A 20796-nucleotide genomic window follows, 5' to 3' on the forward strand; every position below is an offset into this window, starting at 1 on the left:
ATGCGCATGGGTTTTGCTTGATTTCAAGTCTGGCCTGCGGCCTTCTCTCGGCAGAACATCAGGGAGAGACGCCATGAACGAGATCGGTCATTTCATCGACGGCGCGCGCGTCGCCGGCACCTCGGGCCGCACGGCCGATGTCTTCAACCCCGCCACGGGGCAGGTGACGGCGCGCGTCGCGCTGGCGAGCCGCGAAGAGCTTCAGCAGGCTGTGGACGCGGCCAAGGCCGCGCAGGCGAAGTGGGCACTGGTCAACCCGCAGCGCCGCGCCCGCGTCTTCATCAAATTCGTGGAGCTTCTCAACGCCAACATGCAGGAGCTGGCCGAGCTTCTTTCCTCCGAGCACGGCAAGACGGTCGAGGATTCCAAGGGCGACATCGTGCGCGGGCTGGAAGTCTGCGAATTCGTCATCGGCATTCCGCATCTGGCCAAGGGCGAGTTCACGGAAGGGGCGGGCCCCGGCATCGACATGTATTCGATCCGCCAGCCGGTCGGCATCGGGGCGGGCATCACGCCCTTCAACTTTCCCGGCATGATCCCGATGTGGATGTTCGCGCCCGCCATCGCCTGCGGCAACGCCTTCATCCTGAAGCCCTCCGAGCGCGACCCGTCCCTGCCAATGCGCCTCGCCGAACTCATGATGGAAGCCGGCCTGCCCAAGGGTGTGCTCCAGGTCGTCAACGGCGACAAGGATGCGGTGGACGGCATTCTGGAGCATCCCGAGATCGGAGCCGTCTCCTTTGTCGGTTCGACGCCGATCGCGGCCTATGTCTATGCCGGCGCGACGGCGCGCGGCAAACGCGCCCAGTGCTTCGGCGGCGCCAAGAACCACATGATCATCATGCCGGACGCCGATCTCGATCAGGCGGCGGACGCGCTGATCGGCGCGGGCTACGGCTCGGCCGGCGAGCGCTGCATGGCGATCTCGGTCGCGGTGCCGGTCGGCGAGGCGACGGCCAATGCGCTGGTCGAGAAGCTGATCCCGAAGGTCGAGGCGCTCAAGATCGGCCCCTATACCGACAGCGCGGCGGATTTCGGCCCGGTCGTCACCAAGGCCTCGCAGCAGAAGATTCTCGGCCTCGTGGAGAAGGGCGTGGCCGAGGGCGCGACGCTCGCTGTCGATGGGCGCGGCTTCACCATGCAAGGCTACGAGGACGGTTTCTTCGTCGGCGCCTGCCTGTTCGATCATGTCACGCCCGACATGGACATCTACAAGGAAGAAATTTTCGGCCCGGTTCTCTCGGTCGTGCGCGCCAAGGATTACGAAGAGGCGCTGTCGCTGCCGACGCAGCACGAATATGGCAATGGCGTCGCCATCTTCACGCGGGATGGCGATGCGGCCCGCGACTTCGCCTCGCGCGTGCCGATCGGCATGATCGGCATCAACGTGCCGATCCCGACGCCGCTTGCCTACCACTCCTTCGGCGGCTGGAAGCGCTCCTCCTTCGGCGATCTCAACCAGCACGGCCCGGACTCGATCAAGTTCTGGACCCGCACCAAGACGATCACCAGCCGCTGGCCCTCGGGCATCAAGTCGGGCGCGGAATTCTCCATGCCGGTCATGAAATAAGGTCGGGGTTTCGGAGCGACCGGCCGGGGGAAGGGCTCGCCCAAAGCGAGCCCGGACGCCCGGCTCAAGACCGAGGTCGAAACCTACGGCCGGAGGATGGTCGAGAGGTTTTTATTCGATCGCGAGGAGCGAAGCGCGATCGGTGCGAGGCTGGCAGGACCAAACCTTCGCGCCGGTCCTTGCGGTCGGGCGAGCCGCGTAGCTCATTCTGACGAGCGGTGGAAAAAGTTGGCCAGATGATTCCGCGAGGTTTGGGTCTGGCTCAGGGCAGCGGCCGCTGCAGAGTTGCGTCGGCGGTCAAACCTCCAACTCGAACCGCTGACAGCCCAGTTCCGCGCATTCGGGGCGACACTTCTATGCCAAGGGCATAGCCGGCTCACCAAGCCGGCGCCCCGGTTCGGCTCCCGCCGCTTCTCATCGCTCCCCAAACCTGCCAAAGGCCGGCGGTATTCCCGCCGGCCTTCGCCGTTCTTCCCATCCGCCAAGCGATCCGCTCTCATGCTCCAGACGCTCGTTTCCGTGCTGACGCCGGTCTTCTTCATGCTGGGGCTGGGCTTCGTGTCCGGCAAACGGCATTGGGTCAATCCGCATGGAACGGAGATGCTCGGCGCCTTCATCGCCAAGTTCGCGCTGCCCGTGTCGCTGTTTCTGGCGATCGTCACCGCGCCGCGCCATTTGCTGGCGCCCGAACTCGTGCCGACCATCGCCTATGCCGCCGCGCTCCTGTCGGGCTTCGCCGTGGCGCTTCTCTATGCGCGCCGGGCCGGCTTCTCGCCCATTACCGCCGCGCTTTATTCGCTGACGGTTGGAATGCCCAATCTGGGCGGCATCGGCATCGCCCTGTTCCAAGCGCTGGAAGGCGTAGAGGCGACCGTTTCGCTCGCCGTCGCCAATCTCGTCGGCACGCTGACGGTGATCCTCGCCTGTTTCATCCGGCTGGAAATGCAGGGCGGCGGGCATCCTCTGCGCGCCGTTTCGGCCGCGCTTCTGAAGCCGATGACGATCGTGCCAACGCTCGGCTTCGTGGTCGCCTTTCTGGATGTGCCTTTCCCGGATCTTTTCGTCTCGGCCCTGCGCCCGCTCGCGCAATCGACGGCGGGGGCCGGTCTGTTCCTGACGGGCGTGATCCTGTCTACGCAGCGTCTGCGCCCCACCCGCGCCGTGATGCTCGGCGCGCTCGCCTCCAACATCGTGCAGCCGGCCGTGGCGCTTCTGGCCTGCTTGGCGCTGCATCTGCCCGCGCATCTCGAAGCACGGGCGATCATCGCCATGGCCATTCCCGCCGGCTTCGTGGGCACGATCCTGTCGGCGGTCTACCACGAGGGCGCGGAAGAAGCGGGAGGCGTCCTCGTCGCCTCCTCGGCTCTGTCGATCCTGACGTTGCCGCTCTGGATCGTGCTCGCGCTCTGGCTCGGCGGCGCGTGAGCCGACGCGCCGTGCTTTGCCTGCCTTATCTCAGGCCTCGCCGCCGTCGCTGCGGATGGCAATGTCGGCCGGACGGCTTTTCGAGAGCACAAGGCGCATGTTGGGCAGGTCGTTGCCTTCGAGCTTTTCCAAGAGCGCTTCCGGCCCGTAGTTGAAGCCGAGCCAGCGCTGCGTCAGGCGCTCCACCAGCGTGTCCTCGCTGGCCTCGATCATCACGGTCAGGTCGAAGAGTTCGCCCAGTTCGCGCCAGCCGGGCTCGTCCAGGAGGAGGTAATTGCCCTCGGCCAGGATGACGCGCACGTCCGGGTTGATGATGCGCGCGCCGGCCCGTGCGATCTCGATGGAGCGGTCGAAGACGGGCACGGCGACTTCGCGCTTCTCGTCCCGCCGCAGGCGCTCCAGCATGGCGCGGAACCCGTCGAGATCGAACGTGTGCGGCGCGCCCTTGCGGGGGCGATGGCCGCGCGCGTTCAGCACCATGTCGTCGAAGTGGTAGCCATCCATCGGCAGAATGTCGGCGACGCCCGGCCGGCGCGCGTTGAGGCGCTCCTTCAGGGACTCGGCCGTGGTGGACTTGCCCGAGCCCGGCGAGCCGGCGATCGCGACGATGCGCCGACGCTCGCCTTCCTCGCTCAGGAGCGCGTCGGTCAGGGCCGCGAGCGTGGAGCGTTCCGTCATCGTGTCATTCCTCCCGCCCGGGCGGAATAGGGCTCGCCCGGTTCAGGACGCCTTTGCCTGAAGGCGCGAGATTTCGCCAGCCCCCCGGTCGCGCTCCGGCTCGAAGCCGGCCAAGCTTTCCGGTTCGCAATCGCTGAAGACGCGGCCGACGCCGATCAGGATGGGCCGCTCGATGCCGATGCGCCCGACGATCTCGGCGAGCGTTGCCAGCGTGCCGACGAGGCGCGCTTCCTCAGGCCGCGAGATGGAGGCGGCGACGGCCACCGGCGTCTCGGCGGGCAGGCCATGGGCGATCAGTTCGGCCGCGATGCGCGGGGCCATGCGCCCGCCCATGTAGAAGATCGTCGTTGCATGGTCGTCGGCCAGCGCCTGCCAGTCGAGATCATCCGGCAAGCCGCCCTTCTGCGAATGGCCGGTGACGAAGCGCACCTGCTGCGCACGGTCCCGGTGCGTCAGCGACACGCCGAAGCCGGCGGCGAGCGCGGAGGCGGCCGTGATGCCGGGCACGATGGCGACCGGAATGCCCTCGCGCTTGAGTTCGGCGATTTCTTCGCCCGAGCGGCCGAAGACCGACACGTCGCCCGACTTCAGGCGCACGACATGCTTTCCAGCGCGTGCGAACTGCACCATCATCCGGTTGATGTCTTCCTGCCGGCAGCTATCGCGGCTGGCGCGCTTGCCGACCAGCATGCGCTTGGCCTCGCGGCGGGCAAGTTCCAGAATGTCGTCCGACACGAGATCGTCGAACAGAATGACGTCGGCGGCCTGGAGCGCGCGCACGGCTTTGAGCGTCAAAAGCTCGGCCTCGCCGGGGCCGGCACCGACCAGCGTCACGCGCCCACCGGCCTGCGGGCGGCTGACGAGATCGCGCACGAAGCGGCGCGCATCGGCCTCGGCCACATCGTCAGGCGCCTTGCGGGTGAAAGCCTCGTCGGAGAACCGCTCCCAGAAGGCGCGGCGGGCCGGGCCGGGCTGGAGCCGGTCCATCACCTCGGCGCGCACCTTGGCGGCGAGCCTGGCCCAACCAGTAAGCGTTGCGGGCAGCAGCGTCTCGATGCGCCGGCGAATGGCCTGACCGAGGATCGGGGCCGCGCCGTCGGTGGAGATGCCGACCACGACGGGCGAGCGGTTGACGATCGTGCCGAAGCGGAACTGGCAGAAAGCCGGCTTGTCGATGACGTTGACGGGAACGCCCACAGCCTTCGCCGCGCAATAGAAGCTCTGGGCCTCGGATTCGCTTTCGCAATCGGCCACCGCCAGCGCCGCGCCGTCGAAACAGTCGAGCGCCCAGGGCCGGTCGTGGTGCCGGATCGCGCCGTCAGCGAAAGTAAGGGCGAGAACGGTGCGCATCTCGTCCGTGAGATGTTCGGCCTCGCAATAAAGATCGACCCGCGCGCCGGAGGCGGCGAGAAGTTCCGCCTTCCAGGCCGCGCCGTCCGAGCCGCCCGCCATGGCGACGCGCTTGCCCTTCAGGTCGAAGAAGACCGGCAGCGTGGCAAGCTCGCCCATGCGCTGCGGGCGCGTGCGGGGGCTGGCAGCGGCGGTGTCGTCAGCGGAGTTCGAGAACGCGCTCGGCATCGATCAATCCCTGAAGTTCCGTACGGCAGGAGCCACAATTCGTCCCGGCCTTCAAGTCCCGGCCTATGGCCGAGACGCTGGTGCAGTTCTTTTCGCGGATCGCCCGCCTGATGTCGTTGGCGCCGACGCCAAAACAAGAGCAGACGAGCGCGCCCGGGTCGGGCCTGTCGGCACCCGGCCGCCCGGCGAGAAGCCGAAAGCGCGTGGCCGATTCCATCGGCGCGCCCGAGAGGCACGAGACGGCATAGGCGCGCGATACGGCGACGGGCTCGGGCGAGAGCCAGAGCGCGCCGAGAAAGCGCCCGCCCTCGAAGGCGGCGAAGCGATGATGGCCCGCGCGGTCGGCATAATGCAGAAGCTCGGCCGTCTCAGGCAGGCCGAGAACCTGCCGCGCAAAAGCCTCGGTGTTCTCCACCTTCGCCGTGCCGGCGAGTTCCATGCGCCAGCCGCCCGAGGCGCGGGCGCGCGCCCAATAGGCGCTGCCGGCGGGCTCAGGTTCATTGAGCGAGACGGCAAAACCATGCCACGCCGCTTCGAAGCGGCGGAGCGCGGAGGGCGCGGCCTTCGAAGCCGGCTGGCCGGACACGGGGTCGGTCCGCGCGGGCACGAGGGCGTTGATGCGCGCGGCTCCCGAGAACTGCTCCGTCCAGTGGATGGGCGCGAACAGCGTGCCGGGCCGGACGCGATCGGTCAGAAGCGCGCGCAGGATCACGCTGCCATGGTCGGTCTCGAGCGTGACCAGATCGGCTTCGGACACCCTGAGACGCGCGGCGTCGTCCGGGTGCAACTCGCAGAAGGGCTCGGCGAGATGGGCCGACAGGCGGGCCGAGCGGCCGGTGCGGGTCATCGTGTGCCACTGGTCGCGAATGCGCCCGGTGTTGAGCACGAAGGGGCGCTCGGGCGAGGTCAAGGGCGCGACGGCGGGCTTCACGGGTAGGAAACGCGCCTTGCCGTCGGCGGTGAAGAAGCGGCCATCCGCGAAGAAACGCGGCTTGGATGTGCCATCGGCCGCGACGGGCCATTGTACGGGCGTCAGAGCCTCATAAGCCGGCTCATCCAATGTCGAGAGGCCGCACAGATCGAAGTCCCGGCGACCCTCGTTCTCGAAGGCGGAGAGCGCGGCGTGCTCGCGGAAGATCGCGGCCGGGCCGTCGAAGGAGAAGGCGGCTTCATGCCCCATGCGCCGCCCGACCTCCGCCATCTGCCACCAGTCGGGCTTGGCTTCGCCGGGCGCGGGGAGGAAGGCGCGCTGGCGCGAGATGCGACGCTCGGAATTCGTCACCGTCCCCGACTTCTCGCCCCAAGCGGCGGAGGGCAGGAGAACATGGGCGTAGGGCACCGTGTCGGTGTCACGGACCACGTCCGACACGACCACGAAGGGGCAGCGCGCCAAGGCCTTCCGCACGAGATCGGCCTCGGGCAGTGAGTCCACCGGATTGGTGCCCATGATCCAGATCGCTTCGACCCGGCCCTCGTGAACGGCGCGGAACAGATCGACCGCCTTCAGCCCCGGCTTTGCCGGCAAAGCGGGCGCGTTCCAGAAGCGTCTGACGATGTCTTCATGCGCTGGATTGCCGATGGCCATGTGAGCGGCGAGTTGGTTGGCGAGCCCGCCGACCTCGCGCCCGCCCATGGCATTGGGCTGGCCGGTGACGGAGAAGGGGCCGCAGCCCTCGCGCCCGACGCGGCCCGTCGCGAGATGACAGTTCAGGATCGCGTTGACCTTGTCCGTGCCGCCGGCCGACTGGTTGACGCCCTGGCTATAGACGGTGACGGTGCGCTCGGTCTCTGTGAAGAGCGCCAAGAAGCGCCGGAGAGCCGGCTCATCAAGCCCGGTCTCGGCGGCAAGGCGCGTGAGATCGCCATAGGGCAGGGCGGCTTCGAGCGCGGCCTCGAACCCTTGCGTATGCGCTTCGACAAAAGACCGATCGATCCGGCCGGTCTCGCTGAGATGGGCGAGGAGACCCAGAAACAAGGCCGTGTCGCCGTCCGAGCGGATCGGCAGATGAAGATCACTTTCCGCCGCCGTCACGGTGCGACGCAGATCGATCGTCACGAGCTTCATCGACGGGCGCGCGGCCTTGGCCGCCAGAACGCGCTGGAACAGGACCGGGTGGCACCAGGCGAGATTGGAGCCGACCAGAACCAGAAGATCGGCCGCCTCCAGGTCTTCATAGGTGTTCGGCACCGTGTCCGAGCCGAAGGCCCGGACATGACCGGCGACCGACGAGGACATGCAGAGGCGGGAATTGGTGTCGATATTGGCCGAGCCGATGAAGCCCTTCATCAGCTTGTTGGCGACGTAATAGTCCTCGGTCAGGATCTGGCCGGAGACGTAGAAGGCGACCGCGTCCGGCCCCTTGCGGGCGATCGTCTCGGCAAAGCGCTCCGCCACATGGCTGAGCGCCGCGTCCCAGGACACGCGCTCTCCCGCGATTTCCGGGTGGAGAAGCCGGCGGTCATGGATTAGCGTTTCGGCCAGCGCCGAACCCTTGGAGCAAAGCCGGCCGAAATTGGCGGGATGCTCCGGGTCGCCGGAGATGGCGACCGTGCCGTCGGGCTGAGGGCTTGCGAGCACGCCGCAGCCGACGCCGCAATAGGGGCAGGTGGTCCGCGTTGCCTGGGGCGTGTCGAAGCTCTGGGTCATCTTACCACGCGTTGTAGCCGAGATATTTGCCGCTCATGCGGATCTCGATCCGGTCGCCCTTGGGATTGGGCACCTTCTCGACCTCCATGGAGAAGTCGATCGCGCTCATGATCCCGTTGCCGCATTTCTCCTGGATCAGCTCTTTCAGCGTGTCGCCATAGACGCCGACGATCTCGTAAAGGCGATAGATGCAGGGGTCGGTCGGCACCTGCCGGTCCCATTGCTTGGTCGGGAATTCCGCCAGCACCACGGCTGCTTCCTGCGGGAGGCCGAGCTGGCGCGTCAGAAGATCGGCCTTGTCGCGCGGCAGGGCGTTCATGCCCAGGCACGCCGAGGTCACGAAGACCTCGCTCATGCCGATCCCCTCGGCGATCGAAGCCCAGGTGAGACCCGCGCCGCGCTTCTTCTCGTAGATCATGTCGGTGACGTCGGACTTCGACAACATGGGTCTCTCCTATTCCGCCGCCATCGCGTAGGTGCTGACCCGCTCGATCATGATTTCCAGCGCCCCGCCGTCATTCACGCGCAGGGGGAACGTGCGCACCTGCCCCTCGTCCGGCCCCTGCACCAGGCCGGTGTCGAGAGCGATGACCTGATTGTGGAGCGGGCAGGTCACGGAGCCGCCATGGACGATGCCCTGGCTGAGCGGACCGCCCTTGTGCGGGCAGCGATCTTCCGTGGCGAAGACGCGATCGTCCATCGTGCGGAACACGGCGATGCGCCCGAGCGGAGAGTTGACGCAGCGCGCGCCGCGCCGGGGAATGTCGTCGAGGCGGCCGATCGCCACCCAGTCGGAAACGGTGGTCATTCTGCGGCCTCCTGGAAGGGGGTGATGTCGGCCATGGGTTTGAATTCGTGGGCGGCGACGCCTTTCGACGCGCGCTGAGCCCAAGGGTCGATCTGCGCGAACTGCTGCGAATAGACGAAGCGCTCGAAATAGTGCTGGCGCTTCGCGGCGTCGTCCACGACCGCGGCCTTGATCGACTCCATGCCGACCCGCTTCAGCCACTTGTAGATGCGCTCGAGATAATGGCCCTGCTCACGATAGAGCTGGGTCAGCGCGGCGATGACGACGACCGCCTCGTCCTCGGTGTCGACATGGCAGAGGACCTGCGTCCCATGAATGTCGAGCCCGGCGGCGCCGGCGAAGTGGATGTCGTAGCCCGAATCCACGCAGATGACGCCGATATCCTTGCAGGTCGCCTCGGCGCAGTTTCGCGGGCAGCCGGAGACGGCCATCTTGAGCTTGGCCGGGGTCCAGGAACCCCACATGAACTTTTCCAGCCGGATGCCGAGGCCGGTCGAATCCTGCGTGCCGAAGCGGCACCAGTCGGTGCCGACGCAGGTCTTCACCGTGCGCAGGCCCTTGGCATAGGCCGCGCCGGACACCATGCCGGCGGCGTTGAGATCGGCCCAGACGGCGGGCAGGTCTTCCTTCTTGACGCCCAGCATGTCGATGCGCTGGCCGCCGGTGCACTTCACGGCGGGAATTGCGAACTTGTCTACGACATCGGCGATGGCGCGAAGCTCGGCCGAGGAGGTCATGCCGCCCCACATGCGCGGGACCACGGAATAGGTGCCGTCCTTCTGGATATTGGCGTGGACGCGCTCGTTGATGAAGCGGCTCTGCTTGTCGTCCTGATACTCGCCCGGCCAGTCGGCGAGGAGATAGTAGTTCAGCGCCGGGCGGCACTTGGCGCAGCCGCAGGAGGTCTTCCACTCCAGCTCCTGCATCACGGCCGGAATGGACTTCAGCCCCTTGGCCTGGATCAGGCGGCGGACATCGCCATGGCCGAGATCGGTGCAGCCGCACATGGGCTTCACGGCCTGGGCGTTGAACTTGGTCCCGAGCGTCACGCTCATCAGCTGCTCGACCAGCCCCGTGCAGGAGCCGCAGGAGGCGGACGCCTTGGTGTGGGCGCGCACTTCGTCCAGCGTGGTCAGGCCCTTGGCCGTGATGGTTCCGGTAATCTTGCCCTTGCAGACGCCGTTGCAGCCGCAGATTTCTGCGTCATCGCCCAAGGCTGCAACGGCCGCCATAGGGTCCAGCGGGGACCCTCCCTGATAGCTCTGGCCGAAGATGAGCGTGTCGCGCATCTCGGCGATATCCGAGCCCTTCTTCATCAGGTCGGCGAACCAGCCGCCATCCCCCGTCTCGCCATAGAGAACCGCGCCGAGAATCTTGTTGTCCTGAAGGACGAGGCGCTTGTAGACGCCGGCCGTGGCGTCGCGCAGGACGATCTCCTCGCGGTCCGGCGCATCGGCGAAATCGCCGACGGAATAGAGATTGATGCCCGTGACCTTGAGCTTGGTCGGCGTGTCGGAATGGCGGAAACCTTCGCCCGGCTGGCCGGCGAGGCGGCGCGCGGCGATCTCGGCCATCTGATAGAGCGGAGCGACGAGGCCGTAGACGCGTCCGTCGAGTTCCACGCATTCGCCGAGCGCCGAGATGTTCTCGTCGGAGGTCAGCAGCTGGTCGTCCACATGGATGCCGCGCCCGACGGCCAGACCCGCTTCCTTCGCCAGGCCAGCCGAGGGGCGGATGCCCACCGCCATGACGACCAGCGTCGCGGGGATGACGCGCCCGTCCTTGAGCTGGACGCCTTCCACCTTCTCGGTGCCGAGAATGCTCTCGGTGTTGGCGTTGCAGATCACCTCGATGCCGCGCTTCTCCAGCGCGCGCTGGAGGAGATAGCCGGCGGCGGGGTCGAGCTGTCGCTCCATCAGCGTCGGCATCAGGTGGAGAACCGTGACCTCCAGCCCCTGCGCGCGAAGCCCGGCCGCCGCTTCCAAGCCCAGCAGACCGCCGCCGATGACCACGGCTTTGGCGCGGCTCTGCGCGGCGAGGATCATCGCCTCCACATCGTCCAGATCGCGATAGGCGAGAACCCCGGGCAGGTCCTTGCCGGGAACCGGAGGGATGAAGGGAGTCGAGCCCGTCGCGATGACGAGATGGTCGTAGGATTGCGTGACGCCATGGTCCGACGTCACCGTCTTGGCCGCGCGGTCGATGGCGACGATCCGGTGCCCTTTGTAGAGCGTGACGCCGTGCTGGATGTACCAGCCGTCGCCATGGATCACGATGTCGTCGAACTGCTTTTCGCCCGAGAGAACCGGCGAGAGCATGATGCGGTCGTAGTTCACGCGGGGTTCGGCGTTGAAGATCGTCACCTCATAGGCGCCAGGGGCGGCCTCGAAGAGATGTTCCAACATGCGGCCGGGCGCCATGCCATTGCCGACGACGACGAGTTTCTGGGTCATGATTCTCATCCCGAGAAGGAAAGGTGAGATTGGAGGCCGGGCGCGGCGTCGGTGGCGCGCCGGGCGGTCAGCAAAGCGTCACGCAGCTTCGCCTAAGCGTCACGCAGCTTGGTGAAGCGTCAGGCCGCTTCCGCCAAGCGTCAGGCCGCTTCGACGAAGCGGTTGCGCTCGTAGAGGAATTTCAGCACCGCCTGCCGGCACTTGAGATAGGTCGCGTCGGTGGCGAGCTTGATGCGGTCGCGCGGGCGGGCGAGCGGCACGTCGAGGATTTCGCCGATCCGCGCCGAAGGGCCGTTGGTCAGCATGACGATACGGTCCGACAGGAGCACGGCCTCGTCCACGTCGTGGGTGATCATCATGACCGTGGTGCCGAGATCGTTCTGGATCTGCATGACCTGATCCTGAAGATGAGCCCGCGTCAGCGCGTCCAGCGCGCCGAAGGGCTCGTCCAGAAGCAGGATCTTCGGCTCCATGGCGAGCGCGCGGGCGATGCCGACGCGCTGCTTCATGCCGCCCGAAATCTCGCTCGGGCGCTTGTCCTTGGCATGGCCCATATGGACCAGCTCTAGATTGCGCATGACCCATTCGCGTCGCTCGGCCGCCGACTTGGTCCGCGAGAACACCTTGTCCACGGCGAGCGCCACGTTCTCATAGACCGTGAGCCAGGGCAGGAGCGAATGGTTCTGGAACACGACGCCCCGGTCCGGCCCCGGCTGGTCCACCACCTTATCTTCCAAGAGGACGACGCCTGATGTGGCGACGGTGAGACCGGCCACGATGTTGAGAAGCGTGGACTTGCCGCAGCCGGAATGGCCGATGATCGAGATGTATTCGCCCTTGGCGACCGTGAGGTCGATGCCTTTCAGGACATGGGTCGTGGCGCTGCCGCGCTTGAAGGTCATATCGACGCCTTCGATGGACAGAAACGGCTTGGGGGTCATGGCGGTTCGCTCCGGGTCTTGAGGGGAGGGCGTCAGGCGGCGGAGGTGCCGCGGGTGACGAGGCGGCCGATCAGGGCCACGATCCGGTCGAGCACGAAGCCGACCACACCGACATAGGCGAGCGCGACGATGATGTCGGAGATCAGCGAGGAGTTCCAAGCGTCCCAGATGAAGAAGCCGATGCCCACACCGCCGATCAGCATTTCGGCCGCGACGATGGCGAGCCAGGACAGGCCGACGCCGATGCGAAGCCCGGTGAAGATGTAGGGGGCGGCCGCCGGCAGCATGATCTTGGCGAAGAATTCGAGGCCGTTGAGGCGCAGCACGGCGGCGACATTGCGGTAGTCGGACGGAATGTTGCGGATGCCGACCGCCGTGTTGATGATGATCGGCCAGACGGCGGTGATGAAGATCACGAAGATCGCGGCGGGCTGGCCGTCCTTGAAGGCGGCGAGCGACAGCGGCAGCCAGGCGAGCGGCGGCACGGTGCGCAGCACCTGGAAGATCGGGTCGAGACCGCGCATGGCGAGCGTCGACTGGCCGACCAGCGTCCCGAGCGAGATGCCGACGACGACCGCGATGGCATAGCCCACCGCCACGCGCTGGAGGCTTGCCCAGATCTGCCAGCCGAGGCCGACATCATTGCCGGAATTCACGTAGAACGGATGGACGATCAGGTCCCAACTGTCCGACAGGATCTGGGTCGGCGCGGGAAGGGCCGCGCCCGGCTGGGAGCAGATGACTTCCCATATCCCCAGAAGCACGGCGAGCGTGACCAGAAAAGGCAGCGTGTTGGCGGCCATCTCGCGGACCCGGCGACCCGCCACGGCCGCAAACGAGGCGCGGGGGCGCGGCAGGGCCACGATCTTGGCCTTCGTGCCGGCGGTGGCCGGGGCGGGCGCTTTCGCGGCAGGCAGCTTGGAAACGGTCTGGGACATGGAACCCTCGCGCCATCGGGCGGATCAAAGCTAAAAAGACGAAGGGGCGACCTCTTCGAGCGGGCCGCCCGGAAGGGATCAGGCGACGCGCTTGATCGAAAGGCTTTCGAGATAGGCGGACGGATGGGCCGGATCGAAGCTCTTGCCGTCGAAGAAGGTCTCGACGCCGCGCGAAGTGCCGGCGGGAATGTCGCTGGCCGCGACACCCAGATCCTTGGCCGCCGCGCGCCAGATGTCCTCGCGGTTGACGGCTTCCACCAAGGCTTTCGTGTCGGCGTCGGCCGGCAGGTAACCCCAGCGCTGGTCCTCGGTCAGGAACCAGAGGTCGTGGCTCTTGAACGGGTAGGAGGCGTTGTCCCGCCAAAACTTCATGATGTGGGGCGAGTTCTCGACCACCGGGCGGTCGTTGCCGTAGTCGTATTCGCCCGACAGGCGCTTCACGATGTCCTTGGCCGGCACGTTGAACCAGGCGCGCTTGCCGACGATCTCGGCCAGTTCCTTCTTGTTCTCGGCCTTGTCGCACCATTGCTGGGCTTCCAGGACGGCCATGGTCAGCGCCTTGGCCGCGTTGGGATGAGCGGCCACCCAGTCGGCGCGCATGGCGAGCGACTTTTCGGGATGGTTGTTCCAGAGCTCGCCCGTGGTCAGCGCCGAGAAGCCAATCTTCTGGCCGACCATCTGCTCGTTCCAGGGCTCGCCCACGCAGAACGCGTCCATCGTATTGACCTTGAGGTTCGCCACCATCTGCGGCGGCGGCACGACGATGGTCTCGACGTCGGTGTTCGGGTCGATGCCGGCAGCGGCCAGCCAGTAGCGCATCCAGAGATCGTGCGTGCCGCCGGGAAAGGTGACGGCGACCTTCGAGGTCTTGCCGGCGGCCTTGGCCTTGGCGAAGCTCTCGCGCAGCACGCCGGCGTCCAGACCGACCTTGAGGTCGGCGAAGGCGTTGGCGATCGAAATGCCCTGCCCGTCGAGATTGAGCCGGGCGAGGATCTGCATCGGCACGGGGCCGCCCTGCGTGATCTTTCCCGCGCTCATCAGATAGGGCATGGGCGTCAGGATATGCGCGCCGTCGATGCCCGATCCGGCCGAGCCGAGCACGAGATTGTCGCGCGTCGTGCCCCAGGACGACTGCTTGACCACCTCCACATCCGCCATGCCGTGCTTGGCGAAGAGGCCCTTTTCCTTGGCGACGATCAGCGGCGAGGCGTCGGTCAGCGCGATGAAGCCGAGAATGGCCTTCGTGGTTTCGGGGCCTGCCGTCTGCGCAAAGGCGCCGCCCGGAAAACTCGCGCCGATGGCCGAAAACAGCGCCGCCGTTCCCGCGCTGGCCGCCGAGCCCTGAAGGAAGCGCCGACGGTTGATGCCAGTCTTCGAGATGTCGGACATGCCATTCCTCCGGTTAAAGCTCGTATCGGATGCAAAGGGGAAAAACGAAAAAACGCCGCCGTCTGAAGCCTCCCCGACAATCGGGAATGGGGAGGCGGCAGAACGCGCGACGTCGATGTCTTCGCGGATGCTTCGCTAGGGGAAGCGTCTTTCGGCCCGTCGTCCTTGGCGGGTCTGAGGCTTATTGAAGCGGAAGGACCGGAGTTTGGAAAGTCCAAATGTTCAGCACGACGGCACGCCCAATAAACAGGCAATCGCTTCGCAAAGTCCAGTTTACAGGGGTTTTAAACTGCTTCCCGTCGATGCACTTCGCATATGCAGCATGAGGAAATGAAAGGCAGTTCGAAAAGGAGCGGAGTCCGCCGAAGGAGCGGCGATCGAACGGTCGGCTCGCCGGTCAACGCCAAGCCTGGGTGTCTCGGCGGATCTGAACCATCGAGACCTCCTCGTTCGGGGTGCCTTCCAGCCGGGCGTTATTCTGGCGAGTCCTGCGAAGAGTTTTCGTCCGGCCGGCGTCGGACCGTGAAGCCGTCGACATAGGCCGCGATTGTGCCGGGCGTCAGGTCGCCGGCCGAACTGGTTTCACGTGAATCCCCGAACACGCCGTCGTAAAGATCGGGTCGGAAGGCGCTGGCGGCGCGCCGCGCGAACTCGTCGCCCAGTGGCACCTGCCCCCAGCGCACCATCTGACTATAGACCCAGAGCGCCTCGGGCGGGCGCGGCCGGTTGGCCTCGCCGCCATGGAAGGTCAGATAGTTCGGCAGGTTGCGGCGCGTCCCCTCCGGGCTCACCGCGAGATCGCCGGCAAGGATCGCGGCCAGCGAGGCGGGGTTGCCGCCCAGATGCTCCGGCCGCGCGAGGATCGACGCCAGCTCTGCCCGGTTCTCCGGCTGGTCGCACCAGAGCGCCGCGCGCCGCAGCGCGCGCAGAAGCGCCGCGCCCAAGTCCGCGTTCGCGGCCCACCAGTCCGGCCTGATGCCCAGCACCTTTTCCGGCGAAGCGAGGGAGATGTCGGCCTTGACGGCGACGATGCGCCCGACGTCCGCTTCCACCGCGCTGACATTCCAGGGCGCGTTGACGCAGAACCCGTCGATCGCGCCCGAGCGCAGCGCGTCTACCGTCAGCGGTGGCGGGACGATGGTCATGGCCACGTCGCGGTCCGGGTCGATCCCGGCTTCCGCCATCCAGAAGCGGAATTCGTAATTGTGAGAGGAGAAGGGATAGGTCACGCCGAAGGTCAGCGGCGGCAGGCCCGCCGCCGCCCGCCGTTTGACCACGCGGGCCAGCGCGCGGCCATGGGCGGCCGGCTCGTCGCGATCCGCCTCGCCCGCCGCCTCGCGCATCTCCTCGAACAGGCGCAGCGACAGCGTCACCGCATTGCCGCCGAGCCCGAGCGAGAAGGGAGCGATGACGGGATAGGGATTGGAGCCGAGGCCGAGTTGCGAGGCGATCGCCATGGGCCCCAGAAGATGCGCCGCGTCGAACTGGCGAAAGGCCAGCCGGTCCCGGATATTGGACCAGGAGACATCTCGCACGAGATCGAGCCGCAACCCTTCCGCGCGGTCGAGCCCGAGCGCCGCCGCAGCGATCGGCACCGCCGCGTCCACCAGCGGAATGAAGCCGAGACGCACCGCAGGCAGGGAGGAGGGGGCCGAACTCATCGCTTCACCTCGCCGCCGAGAAGATCGGCCGCCGTCACGATGCTGCGCGCGATCTCCACCAGCTTCTTCTTTTCGTTCATCGCGGTCTGACGCAGGAGGCGGTAGCTTTCCTCCTCGCTCAGGCCCCGGCGCTGCATCAGAATGCCCTTGGCCTTTTCCACGATCTTGCGATCGGCCAGTTCCGAGCGCGCCTCGTAGAGTTCGCGCTCCAGCCGCGAATAGGCGTGGAAGCGCAGGACGGCCATGTCCAGAATCGCCTTCACGCGCTCCTTCTTCAGCCCGTCCACGACATAGGCCGAGACACCCGCCGCGATCGCGGCTTCCATGGAGGCCGCATCGGAGCGATCCACGAACATGGCGATGGGGCGCTGGACGCTGCGCGACACCTGGAAGAACTGTTCCAGCCGGTCGCGATTGGGATTTTCGAGATCGGCCACGATCACGTCTGGCCGAAACTGCTCGATCTCGCGCACGAGACCGTTCATTGCTGTGACCACATGCACGCGCGCGTGCCCGGCCTCGCGCAGCCCATCCTCGATGATGGCGGCCCGTGCCCGGTTTTCGTCGACGATCAGAACGGCAAGCGCGCTAGGCTCCATATGCCCATGTTTTGCGCAAGCCGGCAAATGAGGCAAGAGTCGATATGCTGCGGCGCGGCGAAAATCATCGCCACACCGCCCGGTTCGTAACGGTGTCAGCCCTTGTCGGCGGTCAAGCCGGCGGCTTCGATGCCGGCGACGGCGGCGGTCTCGTCATTGTCCGACGTATCGCCGGTGATGCCGACCGCGCCGAGGATCGCGCCATCCTGGCGGATCAACACGCCGCCCGGCACGGGCACGAGCGATCCGCCGGCCAGCGCGTTCATCGACTGGATGAAATAGGGTTGCTCCTCGGCGCGCTTCCACAGGGCGCGCGAGCCCATGCCCATCTGAACCGCACCGTTGGCCTTGCCGATGGCGATGTCGGGCCGCATCCGCGAGGCGCCGTCCTGCCGCTCCAGCGCGACCAGCGCGCCGCCGGCATCCAGCACCGCGACGGTCAGCGGCTTCAGCTTCAGCTCCGCGCCCTTGGCGAGCGCGGCGGCGATGATGGTGCGGGCGGTGTCGAGCGTCAGCGTCGTCATGAAACGGCCTCTCCTTGGTGGAGGCCTGTCCTAACGCGGGCTGGCTCGGCTCGCAAATCCTCGCGGCGGGCAGGCGGGAGCGCATGACGCTCCCGCGTACAAGTCACGAGCGCGCGGCAGGGCTTTCCACGAGGCAGCCGGCGAGACGGCGCACCAGCGGCATGACGACGAGAAGCGTCGGGAAGGCCACGAGCCAGGAGAGGCCCCAGCCCTTCATCCATTGGGCGGGCAGATCGGCTGACAGGCCGAGCGCGCGCGCCGTGGAAATGGCCGACACCACGCCGCACATCATGAGCGAGAGAAGAAACGGAACGATGATCGCGGCATAGCGCGTGGGAAGCTTGCGAAAAGCAGGCATGACAACACTCCTTGCGGCCCGCCTAAACGGCGAAGGCCAGCGTGAGCGTTGGTTGACGTTAACGCTTACGGAGCGGATGCACGAAGAAAGCATTTCATGACATGACGCGGCGGTCAAGCGCGGCGCGGCGAACGAGGCTTGCGTCTGGCAAGGGGCGTTCGACAGCGCCTTGCGGGTCGCAGCGCATGGGGCCTTGCACGGTCACGACGCCACCGCGACGGGACGAGCCTGATCACCTCGCGAGCGTTCAGCGCCGCGTCGTGATGCGCCTGATCCTATGCCCGCTTGCCCAGACCTTGCCGGTGTCTCTTCGCACCGGCTGCGTTCCGCCGGCCGGGCTTCGGTTCGCAAAACGGCATTCCTCGTGACCTGACCGCTCGAAATGCCCGGCTTGCGCCTCACGCGAAACGGCGCGCCGCGTCCAGACCGAGCCCGAGGCCGACCGAGCCGAAGGCGTCGGAATGGGCAATGCGCGCTTGGGGGAAGCGACGCGTCGCAGCCATCTGCACGGCCGGCACCTGCGCGCCACCGCCGGTCAGGATCACCGTGTCCACCGCCTCGGCCCCAATGCCGCCGAGCGCCAGGGCCTCGCCGATCGCGCCCTCGATCCGCGCGACGAGTTCAGCCGTCGCCGCCTCGAATTCGGCCCGCGTCACGCGTGTTTCCAAGGCGAGGCCCGGCTCCTTCAGGGCGATCGGCGTTTCGGCCTCGTCCGATAGCGCGATCTTGGCACGCTCCACCGCGCCGGCCAGGCGATGGCCCGAGCGGTGCGTCAGCATATGCTCCATGCGCCCGAGCTTCTCCGGCTCGGCCGCTTCCTTGCGCAGGGCGCGGATGTCGGAGACAATCTTCGGCGTATAGAGCGTGTTGATCCGGTGCCAGGTCGCCATGTCGTTGAAATACCAGACCGGCATCAGGCGCTTGCCGTCGGCCGTCGCGCTGCCCAGGCCGAGCAGCGGCTGCATCTTGGCGATGTTGAGCAGCCGGTCGAAATCCGTGCCGCCGACATGCACGCCCGTCGTGCCCAGAATGTCGTCCGCCCGGTCCGTCGAGCGGGCGCGCTCCGGCGACAGGCGCAGGAGAGAGAAATCCGACGTGCCGCCGCCGATATCCACCACCAGCGCCAGTTGTTCAGCGTTGATCGTGCTCTCGAAATAAAGCGCGGCGGCGACCGGTTCGAACTGGAACTCCACATGCCGAAAGCCCTGTGCGCGGGCCGCCGATTCCAGCTGGCCTTCGGCGGCGCGGTCGGCCTCGTCGCTTTCGTCCACGAAGCGTACGGGGCGGCCGAGCACGATGCGGTCGGCCTCCTCGCCGGTCTCGCGCTCCAGCGTCTGGCGCAGATGCTTCAGGAAGCGCCCGATCAGGTCCTCGAAGGTCATGCGCTCGCGCCCGACCTGCGTCGTCTCCTTCATCAGCGTCGAGCCGAGAATGCTTTTGAGCGCGCGCATGAAGCGCCCTTCCGCCCCGTCCACATATTCGAACACGGCCTGACGCCCGAAATAGGTGTGCCCGTCCTCCAGGCTGAAGAACAGCGCGGAAGGGATCGTCAGGTGCTTGCCCTCCACCGGCAGAAGCCGCGGCGCCCCGCCCGGCGCGCAGAGCGAGAGCGTGGAATTGGTCGTGCCGAAGTCGAGGCCGGGGAAGTGTCGGGACATGGGGCGGCTCGCAAAACGAAGGCCCCGACGCCGGCGGGCGGCATCGGGGCTCATGGCAAACGGGCGGCCGAGATAGCGCATTGCACCGCACAAGGGAAGCGCGGTCGGATTCTACGACAGCCTCGCGTCAGTATCACGAAGACGTGAATCCTCTGAATGAAATTCGGTGAATGAATTCTTACATCGCTTTCAGGTTGTGACGTAAGGCTCTCACCCAACAGAGAGGGGGCTCTCTGAGAATCATCAGATCGTATGATGAAATCGAGGGTGACATGGCGGGTGCGACGAGCGGCAATGATGTTCTGATCGGCACGACCGGGGCGGACGTGATCGATGGCGATGCCGGCAACGACGAGGTGCTGGGTCTGGCGGGCAACGACAGCCTGTTGGGCGGCGAGGGCAATGACACGCTGCGCGGCGGCGAGGGTGATGACACGCTGGACGGCGGTTCGGGGCCTTACGGCTACGATTATCTCTATGGAGGAGACGGCAAGGACACGTTGCGCCTGAACAATGCCGGCTATGCCGAAGGCGGCGCCGGTGATGATGTTCTGGACGCACGCGGCATCGTGGCCGGTTCCAGCTACGTGGCTTCGGTGTACCTGGATGGCGGGGCCGGCAGCGACAAGCTCTATAGCGGCGCTGGCTCGGATAATCTGTCCGGTGGCGATGGCAACGACACGCTAGAGGGCGGCGCGGGAGCGGACACGCTTCAAGGGGGAGCTGGCGCCGACAGCCTGACGGGCGGCTCCGGTGTCGATCAGTTCGATCTGGGCTATCTCTCGAACGGCACCAACGAAGTGAATGGCGACCGCATCACCGACTACGAGAGCGGCGAGAAGCTGTCCTTCTCCTACTACAGCTATGACCCGATGACCGGGCTTGCGAAGGCACCCGACATCCGTCTGGTGACGCTGGGCGGTGACAGCCGGATCGAGATCGACGCCAACCGGGACGGCGTGTTCGAAAGCGCGGTGACGCTGGAAGGCGTTACCGGCGGCACGCTCGTCACCACGGACGGTGGCCCGAGCCAGATGGATATCCGCGTTGCGTTCGGGGCGATGAAGCCTGCCACGAGCGGCAACGATGTTCTGATCGGCACGTCTGGGGCGGACGTGATCGACGGCGGGGCCGGCAACGACGAGGTGCTGGGTCTTGCGGGGAATGACAGTCTGTCGGGTGGCGAGGGCAGCGACACCTTGCGCGGCGGCGAAGGCGACGACACGCTGGACGGTGGATCAGGGTCCTACAGCTACGATTATCTCTATGGCGGAGATGGCAAGGACACGCTGCGGCTGAGCAACGGCGGCTATGCTTATGGCGATGCAGACGACGACGTTCTTGATGCGCGTGGGATCGTGACGGGTTCCAGCTCTACGAGTTCGGCGTACCTGTATGGCGGGGCGGGCAGCGACAAGCTCTATAGCGGCGCTGGCTCGGATAATCTATCCGGTGGCGATGGCGACGACACGCTGGAGGGCGGCGCGGGAGCGGACACGCTTCAAGGCGGAGCGGGCGCTGACAGCCTGACGGGCGGTTCCGGTGTCGATCAGTTCGGCCTGGGCTACC

At 66.7% G+C, this 20796-nt stretch carries 17 protein-coding genes; 3 read left to right on the forward strand and 14 right to left on the reverse strand.

All coding sequences use genetic code 11. The features are described 5' to 3' along the window. Positions 1-73: 73 nt before the first annotated feature. Together AUL28_RS02445 and AUL28_RS02450 are read left to right on the forward strand one after the other, a co-directional pair. A complete protein-coding gene (locus AUL28_RS02445) occupies positions 74-1570 on the forward strand; it encodes a CoA-acylating methylmalonate-semialdehyde dehydrogenase (protein ID WP_062230522.1) in 1497 nt (498 codons plus the stop codon). A gap of 498 nt (positions 1571-2068) precedes the next feature. Further along, entirely contained in the window at positions 2069-2995 is a 927-nt protein-coding gene (locus tag AUL28_RS02450; RefSeq protein ID WP_062230523.1) for an AEC family transporter, read from the forward strand. Positions 2996-3025: 30 nt separating this feature from the next. Here the strand turns inward: AUL28_RS02450 and AUL28_RS02455 are convergent, their stop codons facing one another. The 14 genes from AUL28_RS02455 to AUL28_RS02520 form a co-directional block, all read right to left on the reverse strand. Beyond that, positions 3026-3673: a nucleoside triphosphate hydrolase gene (locus tag AUL28_RS02455; RefSeq protein WP_062230524.1), complete on the reverse strand. Its 648-nt coding sequence runs from the start codon at positions 3671-3673 to the stop codon at positions 3026-3028. A 42-nt stretch (positions 3674-3715) separates the two neighbouring features. Further along, entirely contained in the window at positions 3716-5182 is a 1467-nt protein-coding gene (gene cysG / locus AUL28_RS02460; RefSeq protein WP_244493390.1) for a siroheme synthase CysG, read from the reverse strand. A 40-nt stretch (positions 5183-5222) separates the two neighbouring features. Beyond that, a complete protein-coding gene (locus tag AUL28_RS02465; protein ID WP_062230526.1) occupies positions 5223-7898 on the reverse strand; it encodes a nitrate reductase in 2676 nt (891 codons plus the stop codon). Between the two features lies 1 nt (position 7899). After that, positions 7900-8343 (reverse strand): cyanase, encoded by a 444-nt coding sequence (gene cynS / locus AUL28_RS02470; protein ID WP_058598580.1) that lies wholly within the window; start codon positions 8341-8343, stop codon positions 7900-7902. Positions 8344-8352: 9 nt separating this feature from the next. Further along, the gene (gene nirD / locus AUL28_RS02475) at positions 8353-8706 is read right to left on the reverse strand and encodes a nitrite reductase small subunit NirD (protein ID WP_062230527.1); all 354 of its coding nucleotides are present in this window, start codon (positions 8704-8706) and stop codon (positions 8353-8355) included. Continuing rightward, complete coding sequence (gene nirB, locus AUL28_RS02480) at positions 8703-11159, reverse strand: nitrite reductase large subunit NirB (RefSeq protein WP_062230528.1); 2457 nt, start codon at positions 11157-11159, stop codon at positions 8703-8705. The genes nirD and nirB overlap by 4 nt, the downstream gene beginning before the upstream one ends. A gap of 140 nt (positions 11160-11299) precedes the next feature. Further along, positions 11300-12100 (reverse strand): ABC transporter ATP-binding protein, encoded by an 801-nt coding sequence (locus AUL28_RS02485; RefSeq protein WP_062230529.1) that lies wholly within the window; start codon positions 12098-12100, stop codon positions 11300-11302. A 32-nt stretch (positions 12101-12132) separates the two neighbouring features. After that, positions 12133-13038 (reverse strand): nitrate ABC transporter permease, encoded by a 906-nt coding sequence (gene ntrB, locus AUL28_RS02490; RefSeq protein WP_062230530.1) that lies wholly within the window; start codon positions 13036-13038, stop codon positions 12133-12135. A 78-nt stretch (positions 13039-13116) separates the two neighbouring features. After that, on the reverse strand, positions 13117-14427 hold the full coding sequence (locus AUL28_RS02495) for a CmpA/NrtA family ABC transporter substrate-binding protein (RefSeq protein WP_082640196.1): 1311 nt from the start codon (positions 14425-14427) through the stop codon (positions 13117-13119). Between the two features lie 473 nt (positions 14428-14900). Beyond that, positions 14901-16088, reverse strand: a complete 1188-nt coding sequence (locus tag AUL28_RS02500; protein WP_062230531.1) for a CmpA/NrtA family ABC transporter substrate-binding protein — start codon at positions 16086-16088, stop codon at positions 14901-14903. Further along, positions 16085-16687, reverse strand: a complete 603-nt coding sequence (locus AUL28_RS02505) for an ANTAR domain-containing response regulator (RefSeq protein WP_058633280.1) — start codon at positions 16685-16687, stop codon at positions 16085-16087. Before AUL28_RS02505 ends, AUL28_RS02500 begins: the two co-directional genes overlap by 4 nt. A gap of 95 nt (positions 16688-16782) precedes the next feature. Further along, positions 16783-17211, reverse strand: coding sequence for a GlcG/HbpS family heme-binding protein (locus AUL28_RS02510; protein ID WP_058598588.1), 429 nt, complete (start codon positions 17209-17211; stop codon positions 16783-16785). Positions 17212-17314: 103 nt separating this feature from the next. After that, positions 17315-17569 (reverse strand): DUF2798 domain-containing protein, encoded by a 255-nt coding sequence (locus AUL28_RS02515; RefSeq protein ID WP_062230532.1) that lies wholly within the window; start codon positions 17567-17569, stop codon positions 17315-17317. Between the two features lie 398 nt (positions 17570-17967). Then, entirely contained in the window at positions 17968-19227 is a 1260-nt protein-coding gene (locus tag AUL28_RS02520; RefSeq protein WP_062230533.1) for an Hsp70 family protein, read from the reverse strand. Between the two features lie 272 nt (positions 19228-19499). Here AUL28_RS02520 and AUL28_RS02525 point away from each other — a divergent pair. Then, on the forward strand, positions 19500-20796 hold a 1297-nt coding region (locus AUL28_RS02525; protein ID WP_062230534.1), incomplete at its 3' end, for a calcium-binding protein.

Origin of the sequence: Aureimonas sp. N4, assembly GCF_001463925.1 — a bacterium.
Classification (GTDB): Bacteria; Pseudomonadota; Alphaproteobacteria; order Rhizobiales; family Rhizobiaceae; genus Aureimonas; species Aureimonas ureilytica_A.